Source organism: Bradyrhizobium sp. B039, from assembly GCF_038965675.1.
GTDB lineage: Bacteria > Pseudomonadota > Alphaproteobacteria > Rhizobiales > Xanthobacteraceae > Bradyrhizobium > Bradyrhizobium diazoefficiens.
Window position 1 is genome coordinate 5,926,571 of the sequence record NZ_CP152416.1, and the last position, 16,289, is coordinate 5,942,859.

General features: G+C 65.3%; 11 protein-coding genes and 1 pseudogene. 6 read left to right on the forward strand and 6 right to left on the reverse strand.

The features are described from left to right. The first annotated feature begins 132 nt into the window (after positions 1–132). From AAFG50_RS28285 to AAFG50_RS28295, 3 genes are all read left to right on the forward strand, one after another. Positions 133–1,503 (forward strand): histidine kinase, encoded by a 1,371-nt coding sequence (locus AAFG50_RS28285; protein WP_028173395.1) that lies wholly within the window; start codon positions 133–135, stop codon positions 1,501–1,503. A gap of 7 nt (positions 1,504–1,510) precedes the next feature. Further along, positions 1,511–2,164, forward strand: coding sequence for a response regulator transcription factor (locus AAFG50_RS28290; protein ID WP_011088434.1), 654 nt, complete (start codon positions 1,511–1,513; stop codon positions 2,162–2,164). 105 nt (positions 2,165–2,269) lie between these two features. Next, positions 2,270–2,575 carry a hypothetical protein gene (locus AAFG50_RS28295; protein WP_028173394.1) on the forward strand — a complete coding sequence of 102 codons (306 nt, stop codon included), beginning with the start codon at positions 2,270–2,272 and terminating at the stop codon, positions 2,573–2,575. 15 nt (positions 2,576–2,590) lie between these two features. Here AAFG50_RS28295 and AAFG50_RS28300 read toward each other — a convergent pair whose 3' ends face one another. Beyond that, a complete protein-coding gene (locus AAFG50_RS28300; RefSeq protein WP_028173393.1) occupies positions 2,591–3,178 on the reverse strand; it encodes a TetR family transcriptional regulator in 588 nt (195 codons plus the stop codon). A gap of 544 nt (positions 3,179–3,722) precedes the next feature. Between AAFG50_RS28300 and purB the strand changes: the two genes are divergently transcribed. Both purB and AAFG50_RS28310 read left to right on the forward strand, forming a co-directional pair. Then, the gene (gene purB, locus AAFG50_RS28305) at positions 3,723–5,030 is read left to right on the forward strand and encodes an adenylosuccinate lyase (protein ID WP_028173392.1); all 1,308 of its coding nucleotides are present in this window, start codon (positions 3,723–3,725) and stop codon (positions 5,028–5,030) included. Positions 5,031–5,159: 129 nt separating this feature from the next. Next, positions 5,160–6,332: a M20 aminoacylase family protein gene (locus AAFG50_RS28310; RefSeq protein WP_011088437.1), complete on the forward strand. Its 1,173-nt coding sequence runs from the start codon at positions 5,160–5,162 to the stop codon at positions 6,330–6,332. A gap of 55 nt (positions 6,333–6,387) precedes the next feature. On the opposite strand, the gene AAFG50_RS28315 is transcribed toward AAFG50_RS28310, so the two are convergent. Beyond that, entirely contained in the window at positions 6,388–8,241 is a 1,854-nt protein-coding gene (locus tag AAFG50_RS28315; protein ID WP_028173391.1) for an ATP-binding protein, read from the reverse strand. A 202-nt stretch (positions 8,242–8,443) separates the two neighbouring features. On the opposite strand from AAFG50_RS28315, the gene AAFG50_RS28320 reads away from it, so the two are divergent. Next, positions 8,444–9,805 (forward strand): extracellular solute-binding protein, encoded by a 1,362-nt coding sequence (locus AAFG50_RS28320; protein WP_028173390.1) that lies wholly within the window; start codon positions 8,444–8,446, stop codon positions 9,803–9,805. A 5-nt stretch (positions 9,806–9,810) separates the two neighbouring features. Here AAFG50_RS28320 and AAFG50_RS28325 read toward each other — a convergent pair. The 4 genes and pseudogenes from AAFG50_RS28325 to AAFG50_RS28340 form a co-directional block, all read right to left on the reverse strand. Beyond that, positions 9,811–10,232: pseudogene (locus AAFG50_RS28325) on the reverse strand (hypothetical protein); the annotation flags it as partial. 204 nt (positions 10,233–10,436) lie between these two features. After that, complete coding sequence (locus AAFG50_RS28330) at positions 10,437–12,311, reverse strand: caspase family protein (RefSeq protein WP_049832486.1); 1,875 nt, start codon at positions 12,309–12,311, stop codon at positions 10,437–10,439. After that, positions 12,311–14,116 (reverse strand): caspase family protein, encoded by a 1,806-nt coding sequence (locus AAFG50_RS28335; protein ID WP_049832480.1) that lies wholly within the window; start codon positions 14,114–14,116, stop codon positions 12,311–12,313. Before AAFG50_RS28335 ends, AAFG50_RS28330 begins: the two co-directional genes overlap by 1 nt. A gap of 208 nt (positions 14,117–14,324) precedes the next feature. Then, complete coding sequence (locus AAFG50_RS28340) at positions 14,325–16,232, reverse strand: acyl-CoA synthetase (RefSeq protein WP_028173386.1); 1,908 nt, start codon at positions 16,230–16,232, stop codon at positions 14,325–14,327. Positions 16,233–16,289 lie beyond the last annotated feature (57 nt).

The window sequence follows — 16,289 nt, forward strand, 5'->3', positions numbered from 1 at the left end:
GCACGCGGTCCAAAGACCCATGCCCAATCCGGCTTGGGAAATTTGCCCGAGCTGCAATCCGGCCCAATCCCTGCGATTGGCAAGGCGCGGCGGCGTTGTTAGGCTGACCTTACCAAACTTTGGGGTGATCGCATGCGCCTCGTGCTTCAGCTTGTCGCCCGTCTGCTTCTCATTGTGGCGCTCTGCCTGGGCGCGGCGACCGTATGGGCCACGTTCGAGGCCTATCGCAGCGTCGACCGGGCGACTGCGGCCTCGGCGCAGCGGGTCGCGCAGACGCTTCAGGCGCTGTACTGGCACGAGCTGTTGTTGCGCAGCAGCAGGGCGCGCGAGCACCTGCTGCCGGTTCCGGAATGGCGCACGCTGGACACGATGAAGCTGATCTCGCCCGGCGTCTGCGTCGAGTTCCAGCCCGCCGTGGCATTCGAAAAGCCGCTGTGCGGCCAGAGCGAGGGGCTGGGCAAGACGCCGCCGCGCTGGTTCGCGTCGATCGTGCCGACCTTCCTCGGCAGCCACGCCGAGGTGGTGCGGCCGGTCAGTCCGCGCGCCGCGGCCGCCGGCACGGTGGTTGCGACGCCCGATGCCGCGGCCGCGATCTCGCTCGCCTGGGAATACATCCTCAACGTCATCGACGTCGCGCTGCTGATGGCGGCGGCGATTGCGCTGCTGGCGTCGCTTGCGATCGCGCATACGCTGGCGCCGGCACGCGCGATCGTCACCGCGCTCCAGCGCATGGCGCGCGGCCATTATCGCACCAAACTGCCGCGCTTCCGCTCGATGGAGCTTGCAATGATCGGGGGCGCCGTCGGCGAGCTCGGCACCCGGCTGGAAGAAGCCACCGAACAGCGCGCGGCGCTGACGCGGCGGCTGATCGAGATCCGCGACGACGAACGCCGCGCCCTCGCCCGCGAGCTGCACGACGAATTCGGGCAAAACCTCGCGGCCATCCTCGCTTTCGCCGACACCATCGAGACGGCGAGCGCGAAGCAGAACAGGGAAGACGGCATCGCGCAGGACGCAAGGATGATCTCGCAGGCGACCCATCATCTGATGGCCTCACTGCGCGATGCGCTGAAGCGGCTGCGCAATCCCCTGCCCGAGGAGCTCGGGCTGGAGGCGAGCCTCGTCAATCTCGTCGACAGCTGGCGCTCGCAGAGCGCGGCGCGGCCGACCATCCAGCTCGATCTCAGGGGCGATCTCACCGACATCAGCGGCCCGGCCGCCACCACCGCCTATCGCGTCGCCCAGGAATGCCTGACCAATGCGCTGCGCCACGGCGCGGCACGCGAGATATCGTTGCGCGTCGAGCGGCGCGCCGGCGAGGACGACGCGCTGCTGATCCGGGTCGAGGACGACGGCGGCGGCGATGCGGAACGCGTGGCGCGGTCGGCGGGCTTCGGCCTCACCGGCATCCGCGAGCGCGTCGCAGCCGCCGGCGGGTCGCTGTCGATCCTGCCGGCCAGAGGCGGCCTCAGCGTCGCCGCCACCATTCCGCTCGCCGCGTGAGGCCGAGATGAGCGAGGTTGCGGCAACAGGCATCTCCGTGCTGCTGGTCGACGACCATCCCATCGTTCGGCAAGGCTACCGGCGCGTGCTGGAAAGCCAGGGTGACCTCCATGTCGTGGCGGAAGCCGACAACGCCGCGGATGCCTACGGCGCCTTCAAGGCGCACGACCCTGATGTCGTCGTGCTCGATATCTCGATGCCCGGTGCCAGCGGGCTGGAGGCGATCCGCAACATCCGCGCCCGCAGCCCGCGGGCGCGGATCCTCGTCTTCACCATGCACAACGAAGCCGTGCTGGTGAAGGCCGCCTTCAGCGCCGGCGCCTCCGGCTTCGTCACCAAGAGCAGCGAGCCGTCCGCGGTCGTGAATGCAATCCGCAGCGTCGCCCGCGGCGAGCGCGCCATGAGTGACGACATCGCGCATATCCTGGCCGACGACAGCCTGTCGCCGACCGGCTCAGTGCTGGACCAACTGGGCGAACGCGAGATCGAGATCCTGCGCCAGTTCGCCGGCGGCGCCACCACCGAGCAGATCGCGACGCATCTCAATCTCAGCGTCAAGACGGTGCAGAATTATCACTATCTGATCAAGACCAAGACCGGCGCGCGCACCGATGCACAGCTCGTGCGGCTGGCGGCGAGTTGCGGGCTGACGAAGATCTAGCAGCGGGGCTGCCGGATTCCTCAAGCGACGTGTTGTTCTTGAATCTGCTGAGCGGGATGGAACGGAGGCCATCCAGCTCCGGTTAGTAGTAGTGGAGGAATCGCCATGAGTAAGGCTCATCACAAGGCAATCGACCATCCCCCGATCATCACCGTAGGCGAGCTTATCGACGAACTCTGCCGCTTGCCCGATACGGCCGTCGTCCACTTCCGCTGCCCCATGCTCGAACAGGAACTGACATTCTACCGGCTTCGAAAGCGGTCAAAGGATGTCGTCGAAATCGCGGTCAATGCATATCCGGAGAGCCCGCCGGTCGTTCCAGCAGCCAACGGCGCGCTTCACCCGCGCAGGCACGCAACTGCCTCGCCCTCCGTTCGCGAGGGCGCGCTTCTTCACAAGGCAAGAGGGTGAGTTAGGCGTCGCGGTCTATGCCGCCTTCAACCCGCGCAGCAGCAGCGCGAGCGTTGCATCGACGCGCGCGGGCAGATCGGCGTCCTTCCACTCGTCGGCATGGGCCGGATGGTGGAAGCGGACGGTGGCATCGAAGATCGCGCGCGCGGTGGCCTTGACGTCGTCCACAGCGAATACGCCCTGCTTCACGCCGTCGGTCAGGATCGCCGCGATCTGGTCGATCATGGTGTCCTTGTGACATTTGACGGCTGCGCAGGCCTCGCGCGCCAGCGTGAGATAGGTCTCGAACATCTCGGGATCGTCGAGCACACGCGAACGCTTGGCGGCGAACAGCGTGCGCAGCCAGCGGTCGAGCCGCACCGGCGCGGGCCCTTCCTCCCTGGCGATCTGGAGCAACGGCGCGTCGATACGGTCAAGCCACCGCTTGGCAACGGCCTCGCGCAGCGAGGCCTTGCTCGGAAAATGGCGATAGACGCTGCCGTGGCTCACATCGAGCGCACGGGCAACATCGACCACGGTGGCTTTGGCAAGTCCGTAGCGCCTGAGTACGTCCTCGGTGACTTCGAGGATCCGCTCCGGCGTCAAGACAACGGCTTCATTCATGCCAGCACCATGTTCCCGCTCGGGGTTCATTTATCCGGCGATGGCGCTGCTTCCGAAGCGCCCTTGCCGGTCGTTCGGAACGCTCTCGCCTCAATGAGGCAGTTTTGCAGCCTGCGCCGCGATCTGGCGCGCCACCAGTAAATTGAGCCAATGCCCAATCGTCCCGGTCAAATTGATGATTTCGGTCGTCATTGTCGTAAGTCTCCATTCGTCCACGGTCCCCTCTCTTCAATTTCGTCCCTCGATCCGCATTTGTTTCGGACGTCGGGGCCTCCGGGGGTAGCCGCGGGACGCCCAATCGGAGCGTCCGGAAACGGATATACACGTCTCGCTGACAGATTTCAATATCTGTCAGTCAATGATCCGTGATTGACAGTTACTTTTTTGCCCCCCCGGCCCCGCGGGCGGGTCCGGTGGTCATCCCCCGTTACCTTGCCTCCGCCGTTTGTTTCGCCCTCCCCGCTCTGTTAAATCACGGCGTAAAAAACATTTTGGCCGGTGCCGCCCCTCAGGGCCGCCCGCCCACCTTTGCTGGAGCCGTCAGATGATCCCCCGCTATACCCGTCCGGAAATGGCCTCGATCTGGGAGCCGCAGACCCGGTTCAAGATCTGGTTCGAGATCGAGGCGCATGCGGCGGACGCCCTGGCCGAGCTCGGCACCATCCCCAAGGAGGCCGCCAGGACGGTCTGGGCGAAGGCCAAGAACGCCACCTTCGACGTCGCCCGCATCGACGAGATCGAGCGCGAAACCAAGCACGACGTCATCGCCTTCCTCACCCACCTCGCCGAGATCGTCGGCCCCGAGGCGCGCTTCGTGCACCAGGGCATGACCTCTTCCGACGTGCTCGACACCTGCCTCAACGTCCAGCTCACCCGCGCCGCCGACCTGCTGCTCGCCGATCTCGACAAGGTGCTGGCGGCGCTGAAGAAGCGCGCCTTCGAGCACAAGATGACGCCGACCATCGGCCGCAGCCATGGCATCCACGCCGAGCCCGTGACCTTCGGCCTCAAGCTCGCCTATGCCTACGCCGAATTCTCGCGCGCCAAGGAACGCCTGATCGCGGCGCGGAAGGAGGTCGCGACCTGCGCTATCTCCGGTGCCGTCGGCACCTTCGCGCAGATCGATCCGCGGGTCGAAGAGCACGTTGCAAAAGCCATGGGTCTCGTGCCCGAGCCGATCTCGACCCAGGTGATCCCGCGCGACCGCCACGCGATGTATTTCTCGACCCTTGGCGTGATCGCCTCCTCGGTCGAGCGCATCGCGGTCGAGATCCGCCACATGCAGCGCACCGAGGTGCTGGAGGCCGAAGAGTTCTTCTCCGAGGGACAGAAGGGCTCTTCCGCCATGCCGCACAAGCGCAACCCGGTGCTGTCCGAAAACCTCACCGGCCTCTCCCGCATGGTGCGCGCCTATGTGACGCCGGCCTTGGAAAACGTCGTGCTCTGGCACGAGCGCGACATCTCGCACTCCTCCGCCGAGCGCATGATGGGTCCGGACGCGACCGTGACGCTCGACTTCGCGCTGGTGCGCCTTGCCGGCCTGATCGACAAGCTGCTGGTCTATCCCGCCAACATGCAGAAGAATCTCGACCGCCTCGGCGGCCTCGTGCATTCGCAGCGCGTGCTCCTGGCGCTGACGCAGAAGGGCGCGAGCCGCGAGGACGCCTACAAGCTGGTGCAGCGCAACGCCATGCCGGTCTGGCGCGGCGAAGGCGACTTCCTCCAGCTCCTGAAGCAGGACGCCGAGGTGAAGAAATATCTCACCGACGCCGAGATCGAGGAGCAGTTCGACCTCGCCTATCACCTCAAGCACGTCGACACGATCTTCAAGCGCGTGTTCGGCGAGAGCTGATTATTCTCGTCATTCCGGGGCACACGAAGCGTGAACCCGGAATCTCGCGCGACGACATCCAGATTCCGGGTTCGATGCGACGCATCGCCCCGGGATGACGAGAGAACCCAAAAGAAACGGATCCCCCTCATGCCCATCGTCAACCGCATCGCCGCCCTCTCCGACGAAATGGCCGCCTGGCGCCATGACTTCCACGAGAACCCGGAGCTGCTCTACGAGGTCCACCGTACAGCCGGCATCGTCGCCGATCGCTTGCGCGAGTTCGGCTGCGACGAGGTGGTGACGGGCATCGGCCGCACCGGCGTCGTCGGCGTGATCCGCGGCCGCAAATCGGCCTCCGGCAAGACCATCGGCCTGCGCGCCGACATGGACGCGCTGCCGATCACGGAAACCTCGGGCGTGCCCTATGCCTCCAAGGTCCCCGGCAAGATGCACGCCTGCGGCCATGACGGTCACACCGCGATGCTGCTGGGCGCCGCAAAATATCTCGCCGAGACCCGCAATTTCGACGGCACCGCGATCGTGATCTTCCAGCCCGCCGAGGAAGGCGGCGGCGGCGGCAAGGCCATGGTCGAGGACGGCCTGATGACGCGCTGGAACATCCAGGAGGTCTACGGCATGCACAACATGCCGGGCCTGCCCGAAGGCCATTTCGCCACCACGCCCGGCGCGATGCTCGCCTCCTCCGACAACATCCAGATCACGGTCCATGGCAAGGGCGGTCACGCCGGCGCGGGTCCGCACAAATCGGTCGACAGCGTGCTGATCGGCTCGCAGATCGTCAATGCGCTGCAATCGATCGTCGCGCGCAACATCGATCCGCTCAAATCCGCCGTCATCTCGATCACGCAATTCCACTCCGGCACCGCCTTCAACATCATCCCGGAGGTCGCAGAGCTCGGCGGCACCGTGCGCACGCTCGATCCCGAGGTGCGCGATCTGGTCGAACGCCGCATCGGCGAGGTCGCAGAGAGCGTCGCGCGCGCCTATGGCGGCTCGGCGGAGACGAAATACACACGGATGTACCCGGTGACGATGAACCATGCGCGCGAGGCCGGGATTGCCGCCGACGTCGCCCGCGACATCGTCGGCGCCGAGCGCGTCAACGACAAGTTCATCCCGATGATGGGCGCCGAGGACTTCTCCTTCATGCTGGAGGCGCGTCCCGGTGCCATGGTGCTGGTCGGCATGGGCGACGGCAACGAATGCCACCACCCGTCCTATGTCTTCAACGACAACATCCTCGGCCACGGCGCCTCGTTCTGGGTGCGCTTGATCGAGACGAGGATGCCGGCGGGTTAAGGCCGGCTTCGCAGCAGGCAACATTCGCGCAAAGGACCGGGCTGCGCGGAGCCCGTCATCGGGCCGCGGAGCGTTGCTCCGTTGGCTCATCCGCCTCCAGCGGGCGAGATGCGCTCTCGTCTGACGCGAGAGGCAGGGTGAACTCAAAGAAGGCGCCCCGCGGCTCGTTTGCGCCAGCCCACATCCGCCCGCCATGCGCCTCGATGATCGAGCGGCAGATGGCGAGACCCATCCCCATGCCCGTGGGCTTGGTGGTGTAGAACGCTTCGAACAGGCGGTCCACGTTCTTCGGATCCAGCCCCGGACCGGAATCCCGCAAGGTGACGTGGACGCCGTCCGATGCATCCCGACCGGTGCTGATCACCAACTCGCGTCCCCCCTCGCCGACCGCGGCCATCGCCTCGATCGCGTTGACGATCAGGTTGAGCACCACTTGCTGAAGTTGAACCCGATCGGCCTGAACCGGCGGCAAGCCCTCGGCAAATTGCGTTCGCACCGACACGCCGTTCTTGAACGCTTCGCTGCGTGTCAGCGCGATAACCTCAAGCACCGCCTGGTTGATCTCCAGAGTCTCCTTTTGCGGGGGCGCGTTCCTGATCAGCGCCCGGATCCGGCCGATGATATCGCCGGCTCGCATGCCGTCCTTTGTGATCCAGTCGAGCGTCTGTCGAACCCGCTCCAGATTTGGCGGTTGCGCCTCCAGCCAATTCGACCCGGCCTCGGCGTTCGCCACGATCGCGGCGATCGGCTGGTTGACTTCGTGGGCGATCGACGCGGTGAGTTGCCCCATCGTGGTGACGCGATTGGCGTGCGCGAGCTCCATCAGCGCTTCACGGTAGCGCCGCTCGTGTTCGCGGCCTTCAGCTTCCGCCCGCTTGAGAGGCGTCAGATCGAGGACAAAGCCGACGCCGTTCTCCGTACCTGCTCCGAACATGGTCCCGCCGATCAGCACCGGCACACGGCTTCCGTCCTTCCGCACATACTCCTTCTCGAATGGCTGGGCCGTCCCGACCCGCTTCAGTTCCGCCACGGTTTGCACGTCGCGGGCGCGCCATTCCGGCGGCGTGAGGTCGGTCCGGTTCAGGCGTCCTGCGATGAGATCTTCCCGGTCGTATCCCACGATGCGCAGGAAGGCATCGTTGGCCTCGAGAATGCGCCCCTCGACTTCCCAGATGATGATGCCGATGATGTTGGCGTCGAACAGGCGCCTGATCTTGATATCCCGTGCTGCAAGATCACTCTGGAGCTGGATATTCTCCTCGATCGCCTTTCTCCGCCGTTTCGCTTCGAGCCGCGCCAGCGCCAGCGCCGCTCCGGCCAGCGCGATGACGAGGACAACGGCGCCGGCGATCAGCCAGGTCCAGCGTTGCTCGAATGCTTCGGCGTGCGCCTCCCGGTCGGCGAGCCGAAAGCGTTCGTGATCCACCATCTGGTCGATTTGCGAGCGGATCTCGTCCATGCTGCGGATCATCGCCAGCGCGGCCAGCCCGGATGTGCCGGCCGTCTTCAGCAGTTCGTCGATCTCGCGCAGCGTGGCTGTAACGGTCAGCGCCAGATGTCCGGCGCGAAGGCCCTGCAACGGATCGTCCGCGACCAACATCTGCAGCGCCTGAGCCTCCCGCCGTACACTTTCGTCAGAGACGCCGTAGGCCTTGAGATAGGTGGGGTCGAGGGTCATGAGATACCCGCGCCTTTCAGTCTCCAGTTCCGCGACGATCGCCCGCAGCCGATCGAGCGTTTCGAGGACCTGGCGGCTGTGTTCGATGAAGTGATGAGCTGCCTGCCGCTCCTGCCAATATTGCAGGCCGAGGAAGCTGGTCGCGGCAAACAGGGTCACAAGCACTGCGACCGCAAGGATCAGCGGACGAGCTAACCATCGCAGAGGCAGGGCCCGAACAGGAACGGACATTGGCCGTGGGTCTTCGATGCTCGAGTGACCGCGCGTGTTCTGGTGCCGACGCCAGAGCATGACAGGACAATAGCACGGATAGGGAGGTCGGGAACCCGACATTCATCGGATACGCCCGGCGTAAGGGCCGTGATGTCGCAGGGCTGCGGCCCCGTGCGTGTGCTATGAATGAATGCCCTTGGTTGCTTCAAGGAGCATCATCATGGCACGGGGTGAACACTCATTGAGCCATCCGGCGAGCCGGCGCAGTTTCATCAAGGGACTGGGGGCGGCTGGCGCGGGCCTGACCGCGCTGCCGCGCTGGAGCTTTGCCGAGGATACCGCTGCAGCTTACGCCAACGCCGCGATCGACTGGAAGCAATTTACGGGACAGACGATCGCGCTTTCGGGCGCGATCCATCCGTGGTCGAACGCGATCACGCCGCTGTTGCCGGAGTTCACCATACTCACCGGCATCAACGTCACCATCGATTTCCAGCTGGAAACCGCCTTCCTCGGCGCGCTGCCGGTCAGGCTCGCTCGCGGCAGCAGCACGCCCGACGTCTTCATGTTCACGACCTATGGCCAGGGCATCTCGAACGGATGGGTGGAGCCACTGAACGGCTATTATTCCCTGAGGTCGCTGACCGACCCCGCCTGGTATGACGAGAGCGACCTGCTCAAGACGGCCCGAGCCTTCCCGCTGTGGTCGGACGGCGAACGGTACGCCGTCCCGATTACCTCAGAGGCAATGACCCTGTTCATCAACAACGATGCGCTGGCAGCCAAGGGCCTGCCGATTCCCCAGTCTTTCGAGGAGCTGCTCGTCACCGCCAAGGCGGTCAAGACCAACGGGATGTCGGGGATCGCGATGCGGGCCCAGGCCAGCGGCAATTCCTCCCCGCCAGCCATGGGCTTCCTGTTCTCCTACGGTGGGGCCATGGTCGAGCACAACAGGGTCGCTTTCGCGAGCCCGGAGGGGATCGCGGCCATCGAGATGTACGGACAGGTGCTCGGTCAGGCCGGGCCTGCTGGCGTCGGCAGCTACGAATGGTACCACGTGCTGGACGACTTCCTGCAGGGGCGGACGGCCATGGCAATCGACAGCAGCAACTTCGCGACCGACATCTCCAATCCCGCGAAAAGCCGTGTCGCCAAGCAGGCTGGGTTTGCAACCTTTCCGCATCTCGCCGGTCGCGGACCCGTCCCCTTCATGTCGCACTGGCAGGCGTGCATCAATTCCAAATCTCGAAACAAGCGGGCGGCTTTCCTGTTCCTGCTCTGGGCGACGAGCAAGGCGACCTCGCTGCGGACCGCTGCAGCGGGGCTGGCGACGACACGCGTGTCGGCCTGGTCGAGCGAGGGCTTCAAGAAGGCGTTCGGCCCGCAGGCAGCCGAGGCGGCGCTGACAAACTTGCAGAATGCCGACGTCGACCGCGCCAAGGCAGTTCTTTTCCATCCGCAATCGAGACTGATCCTGGACGCCTTCATGATCGGCGTGAACGAAGTGGTCAACGGTGCGAGGCCGGCGAAGGAAGCGATGACGGGCGCGGCCGAGAGGGCCAATGCGGCGATCCGCGGGTAGCCAGCTCATCCCTGATATTGCACCTGATATTGCAGCACGTGCAGGCCGGCGTTCCAGTCGGACACGAACATCAGCCGTCGGGCCGGACATAGGCGTCGCAGGTCTTGGCTGCGAGCCCGATGTTCGGGCGCGGGTCGACGAGCTTTTTCGGTACCGGCGGCACCCAATAAGCGACCTCCTTCGGTGCGAAGGCGTCCCTGATGTCGAACACCCTGACGCCGGCATTGTTGTAGGTCGCGAAAATCGTCTCCTCGCTCTGGAACCAGCCCGGGCGGTTCTCGTGCAGATTATGCGGGCCGAAGGTGCCGTTCGTGCAGAAATCACGGTCGCGCGGGGTCGGCAGGGTTGCGATCGGCACCGGATTCTCCGGCGCGCGCACGTCGACAACGAATGTGTGGAACAGGCCTTTGGCGCATTTCTCCGCATTCGGTCGGGCCGGCCGCCGATGTCGCTGTAGGAGATGTGCTGGATGTCCTTGCCGATACCTTCGGGCGGAATCTCCGCCTCTGAATGCGGACCTCGACCACCCGGACAGCGCGGCGGATCCGAACACGCCCGACAATTGCTGAAGGTGACGGCGGAATGCTCGCGTGCGGCGAGGCATGCAAGCCCTGGCTCGTTCGCTCTCACCTCAATCGCAGACTTCTCTGGTCCGGCCCGCCATCACTGAGCTCGCATCAGCGGTGCCGGCGCGCTCTATTCTGCATCCCTTGCCGACAGGGCGGCATCCGGCAGCATTGCAAAAGATCTGGCCAGATGCTTGCGGCTTGGATGGTGTCGCCTCAACCTGCTTCCGGTCCGCATCCCGCTTCCTTGAGTCCTCGCGCCTGGCGACCGGCCTCTTCTCCTGGATCTTCTCGCACTCGTTGTCGTCACCGACGCGATAGCCTGCGCGGCAGGTGATCTTCACACATTGGTCTCCGTCGGCCTTGAAGCCGAAATTGCAGACGAGCGGACAGACCCGCCCCGGCTTCGCCTTCAGCGCATCGAGCGCGTCGACGCTCGCGAGTTTCACGTCGAGCTGGGTGCCGGCATATCTGTTGAACAGCGTCAGCGAGCGCTGCGACGTGGCGCTCCAGTCGCCATCGGCAGCGGCGGACAGGCAGCCGACGCGGCGCAGTTCGCTCTGCACGGATTTTGTCAGATCAGCTGCAGATAATGTGGAAGCCGGCGCCGGTGAAAGGGCTGCAACTTTTTGCTCGGCCTCTGGTATCAGACGATCAGCCGACAGCTTTGCGGCCTGCTCCGCCTTCTCGGCCGCCTGTTTGGCGGCGAGCTCGGCCTTGGCCTTCTCCGTCGCCTGCTTCTCGGCCAGCGCTTTCGCGGCCGCCGCCTCGGCGACCTTGCGCTGCTGCTCGGCGGCCTCGGCCCGCGCCTGTTCGATCTGCTTTTGCTTTTCCGCCGCGATGCGCGCCTCTTCGGCGGCCTTGGCCGCCGCGACCGCCTTCTCCTGCTCGGCCGTCTGGGCGCGCTCGGCAACGAGCCTTGTCTTCTCCTGCTCCGCCGCCTTCGCCTTCTGCTCGGCTGCCGCGCGCGTCTCCTCGGCGCCGATCTTGTTCAACTGGCCCTTGGCCAGATTCGCGTAGAAGCCCTCCGGATATTGCGCCAGGAATGCTTCCCAGCCGTCCCGCGTGCCGAGCTGAAGCGCGAGTTCATAGTCGCGCCTGAGCTCAGACTGCGGATTTGCCTGCGGACCGGTTGCGGCCGGCTTGGCAGGAACCAGCGGCACGTCCTCGCCGCCCAGCGAGCCATACACAAAGGGTTCCTGCTTGTTCGCGGTGCTCCTCAGCACATCATCGCGCACGAAGCCGAAGGCCTTGCGCAGGTCCAGCCCAGGCTTTGGGAGGTGGTCTGCAAGCGCCGTGGCGAACGGGCTGTTTCTGGAATCTCCGTCGGACGCCGTCGATCCGGCCTTGGCCGCGAAGGCGATCATGGTGTTCGGGCTGGTCGGCTCGACCTTGGCGAGCCCGCGGCCGATCGCCCGAGAGGCGACCGTCCGCTTCATCGTCTTGGCGAAGGGGTTGTCGCGGCAGGCATCGAGGATGACGAGCCGAAGCTGTTTGGCAGGCTCGATGCTCACCAACACGCGATCGATAGGCAACGCCTCGTCGTAGACGTCGGTGTCGGTCTCAAGAGCTGCATCGGTCGGGATCAGGTAGTTGGTGCCGTCGACCTCGAGGCCGTGGCCTGCATAGTAGATGATCGCGACGTCGGCATCCCGCGTCCGCGCGCCGAACTCGCGCAGCGCCTTGCGCATTTCGGATGCGTTCAAGTCCTGCCTGATGTCGACCGTATCGAAGCCGGCCTTCTTCAACATGCCGCCGATCAAGCCGGCATCGCTCACCGGGTTGGCAAGCTTCGGCGCGCTCTTGTAGGCGGAATTGCCAATGACGAGCGCAACGCGCTTCTCGGCGAGTGCCGGGCCGCAGCCGAGGCAGCTTGCAAGAACAAAAAAAGCAAGAGCTCCGAGCCCGATGGCGGAAGTCCGAAAGTTATGCTTCGTCATCAGTTGCATATTTCGGCCGGCACTTTATAGGCGGGATTCGAAGGATGATTGGTCGTGCCGAGTCGGCAGCCCTTGGCAATCGGCCTGCATCCGGCGTTGTTGCAGATCATCTGCCCGGAGGACTGCGACTTCGGCGCCGTGGACTCCGCCTCCTTGCGGTCCTGGTCCCGCCTCCTCGAATCCTCCCGCGTCGCGACCGGCTTCTTCTCCGGGATCTTCTCGCATTCGTTGTCGTCGCCGACGCGATAGCCGGCGCGGCAGGTGATCTTCACACATTGATCGCCGTCGGCCTTGAAACCGAAATTGCACACCAGCGGACAGACCCGTCCCGGCTTCGCCTTGAGCGCATCGAGTGCGTCGACGCTGACGAGCTTCACGTCGAACTGGGTGCCGGCGTATTTGTTGAACAGGGTCATCGAACGTTGCGCGGCCGACGTCCACTCGCCCTCCGCAGCCGACGCAAGGCAGCCAACGCGGCGCAATTCGCTCTGCACTGATTTGGCGAGATCAGCCGCGGATAATGTTGAGGTCGGCTCAGGCGAAAGCGCGGCGACTTTCTGTTTCTCGACTTCGGGCATCTGCCGGTCGGCCGCCGGCTTTGCCGCCTGCTCCGCTTTCTCGGCGGCTTGCCTTGCGGCGAGTTCGGCCTTGACCTTCTCCGCCGCCTGCTTCTCGGCCAGCGCCTTCGCAGCCGCCGCTTCCGCTGCCTTGCGCTCGCGTTCGGCCGCTTCAGCCTTCGCCTGCTCGATCTCCTTCTTCTTTTCGGCCGCGATCCGTGCTTCCTCGGCGGCCTTGGCCGCCGCGGCCGCCCTTTCCTGCTCGGCCTTCTGAGCGCGCTCGGCAATGAGCCTTGTCTTCTCCTGCTCCGCCGCCTTGGCCTTTTGCTCGGCCGCCGCGCGCGTCTCTTCGGCGGCGATCTTGTTCAACTGGCCCTTGGCAAGGTTGGAATAGAATCCGTCGGGATATTGCGCCAGAAACGCTTCCCAGCCATCACGCGTGGCGAGCTGGAGCGCGAGCTCGTAGTCCCTGCGCACGGCATCCTGCGGATTGGCCTGTGGACCGGTCGCAATCGGGCGCGTCGGGACCAGCGGCACGTCGTCGCCGCCGAGCGAGCCGTAGACATAAGGCTCCTGCTTGTAGCTGGTAGCCTTGAGCACGTCATCGCGCACGAAGCCGAAGGCCTTGCGCAGATCAAGGCCCGGCTTCGGCAGGTGCTCGACCAACGCGGTGGCGAACGGGCTGTTTCGGGAGTCGCCGTCGGACGCGGTCGAGCCGGCCTTGGCCGCGAAGGCAATCATGGTGTTGGGACTGGTCGGCTCGACCTTGGCCAGGCCGCGTCCGATCGCGCGCGAGGCCAGCGTGCGCTTCATGGTCTTTGAGAAGGGGTTGTCGCGGCAGGCGTCGAGGATGATGAGACGGAGCTGCTTGGCCGGCTCGACCGCGAACAGCGCACGCTCGACCGGGATAGTCTCGTCGAGAACGTCGCCATCGGTCTCCAGTGTCGCATCCGTCGGAATGAGATAGTTGTTGCCGTCGAGCTCGATGCCGTGGCCGGCATAGTAGATCACCGCCATGTCCGCGTCGCGCGCCCTGCCGGCGAACTCTCGCAGCATGCGCCGCATCTCGCTGGCGCTGAGATCAAGCCTGACGTCCACGGAATCGAAGCCGGCTTTCTTGAACATGCCGCCAACCAAGGTGGCATCGTTCACGGGATTGCCGAGCTTCGGCGCGCTCTTGTAGGCGGAATTACCAATGATGAGCGCGACCCGCCGGTCGGCATGCGCCGGTCCGCAGGCTAGGCCCATCGCAAATATCAACAAAGCAAATAGCCGAAGCGGAATCACTTTGCGTCCCCCCGGATGCAATTCCATGAGACTATTCGGAGTATGGCCGAATGCCAATTCTTCCATATGTGACATTAGTCACACAGGGACTCAAACGACCTTCATGATCGAGCGGGGAGCGTCGCCCTTCCGGCGCGGTCAGACCGACGCCGGGCTGCGTTTGGGCCTGCTACACCTGCACCACCTCGTGCCGCATCACGAACGGCGCGAGCAGGGTGTGCACCTCGCCCGCGACCGCCTCGCGCTGGTCGGCCGGCAGGCCCGCCAGCGTCACGGTGGCGATCGAGCCGTGGCTGCCATGAGCGCCGACCCTGACCTTGCAGTCGATGCCGCGCGCAGCGAGCGGCGCCAGCACCTTCGTGAACACGCGCTCGGCCGCGTCCCAGCGCAGCTGCGGCTTGAACACCTTGCCGACCCCCGTGACCGGCATCGGATCGATCGGGATGACCTGCACCGGCACGGCGGCGCGCTCCGGCGTGCGCTCGCGCACCCACGCCTCAAGCTCGCCCGGCTCGACCTTGGCACCCGGTTTCAACTGCACGTAACCGACCGGCAGTTCGCCGGCATAGGCGTCGGGCTGGCCGACCACCGCGGCGAAGCCAACGGCGGGATGGCGGAACATGATCTCCTCGATCGGCGCCGGATCGATGTTGTGGCCGCCGCGGATGACGAGATCCTTGGCGCGACCGGTGATCCAGAGATAGCCGTCGGCGTCCAGCCGGCCGAGATCCCCGGAATTGACCCAGACCTCGTCGACGAAGGCGCCCTTGTTGTGCTCGTCGTTGAGATAGCCGCCGAACACGCCGGGCCCCGCCATGATCACGACACCGATCTCGTCCGGCGCGCAGTCGCGGATCAGGCGGCCGTCGGCATCGAGCTGCACGATGCGCACGCGCGCATAGGGCATGGGCAGGCCGACCGAGCCGAGCCGGATCGGCCGTGACGGATAAGCGAGCGTGTGCACGCTCGAGGTCTCAGTCATGCCGTAGACTTCGACCACCGGCAGCTTCAGTTTGTCCTGGATCGCCGAGCCGACGGCGACGGGGATCGCCGAGCCGCCGCCGGCAGCATATTTCAGGCTGGAGATGTCGGCATTGCCCGGCGGCACCGCCAGCGTTGCGGCGAGCACCGTCGGCACGCTCGACAGCGCCTCGGGCTTGAAGCGCTCGACGAGCCCCCAGATGTTCTTCACCGCATTCGGATTGCGCCAGCCGCTCGGCGACAGCACGACCAGCGAGCCGCCGCTCGACAGCGTCAGCAGCACCTGCGTCAGCGATCCGCCGACGTGAAACAACGGCATGCCGAACAACAGGTTGGCGCCGGGCTTGGGTTTCAGCAGCAGATTGAGCGCCCAGGCCTGGTAGACCTGGTTGGCATGGGTGTGCCGCACCAGCTTCGGCGTACCGGTGGTGCCGCCGGTATGGAAATAAGCGGCGATATCGCTGCCGAGAATCTTGCGTCCGCTGATCGGCCGATCGGACGGCTGCTGCTTGATCAAATCGTTGAAAGCAAACACGCCGTTCGCCGGGTCGCCGCCACCGAACACCTGTACGATCGCCTTGAGATGCTTGAGCTGCGGGCGGATCTGCTCGACCTTCTGCCAGATGTCGGTGCCGGGCATCGGCCCGAGCGCCACCAGGATCTTCGTGTTCGCGGCCTCCAGGATTTCCGCGATCTGGTGCGGCTCGAGCAGCGGATTGACGGGATTGGCGATGCCGGCAGCTTCCGCGCCGAACAGCGTCACGAAGGCGTCGGGCACCAGCGGCAGCATGAAGCTGATGACGTCGCCCTTCTCCGCGCCGAGCGCGTGAAACATGTTGGCGGCCTGCGTGACGCGCGCCACGAAGTCGCGGTACGTGACCACAACCGGCGTATCGGCCGGATCGGCGTTTTGCAGGAACTGGATCGCTGCGCCGTCGGGATTGCGCGCAGCACCTAACTTGATCGCGTCATAGGTGCTCTCGGCCGCGACGCGATCCGCGTAGGGGACCTGCTCGAAGGCCCGGACCTCTTCGTCAGTCGCCAGGTCCGGATAGTCGTTGCCAATCAGCCGATCGAGCGCGTGGATGCCCGCCATGGAATTCCGTCCTCCCTCAGGTGCATTTCCCCGCCTCCTGTCTTTTGACATTTTGGT

Coding starts and splice junctions, on each gene's coding strand:
- AAFG50_RS28310 (WP_011088437.1), top strand. CDS start 5,160: ATGCCCATCGTCAACCGCATCGCCGCCCTCTCCGACGAAATGGCCGCC.
- AAFG50_RS28285 (WP_028173395.1), top strand. CDS start 133: ATGCGCCTCGTGCTTCAGCTTGTCGCCCGTCTGCTTCTCATTGTGGCG.
- AAFG50_RS28300 (WP_028173393.1), bottom strand. CDS start 3,178: ATGAATGAAGCCGTTGTCTTGACGCCGGAGCGGATCCTCGAAGTCACC.
- AAFG50_RS28295 (WP_028173394.1), top strand. CDS start 2,270: ATGAGTAAGGCTCATCACAAGGCAATCGACCATCCCCCGATCATCACC.
- AAFG50_RS28290 (WP_011088434.1), top strand. CDS start 1,511: ATGAGCGAGGTTGCGGCAACAGGCATCTCCGTGCTGCTGGTCGACGAC.
- purB (WP_028173392.1), top strand. CDS start 3,723: ATGATCCCCCGCTATACCCGTCCGGAAATGGCCTCGATCTGGGAGCCG.
- AAFG50_RS28320 (WP_028173390.1), top strand. CDS start 8,444: ATGGCACGGGGTGAACACTCATTGAGCCATCCGGCGAGCCGGCGCAGT.
- AAFG50_RS28330 (WP_049832486.1), bottom strand. CDS start 12,311: ATGACGAAGCATAACTTTCGGACTTCCGCCATCGGGCTCGGAGCTCTT.
- AAFG50_RS28340 (WP_028173386.1), bottom strand. CDS start 16,232: ATGGCGGGCATCCACGCGCTCGATCGGCTGATTGGCAACGACTATCCG.
- AAFG50_RS28315 (WP_028173391.1), bottom strand. CDS start 8,241: ATGTCCGTTCCTGTTCGGGCCCTGCCTCTGCGATGGTTAGCTCGTCCG.
- AAFG50_RS28335 (WP_049832480.1), bottom strand. CDS start 14,116: ATGGGCCTAGCCTGCGGACCGGCGCATGCCGACCGGCGGGTCGCGCTC.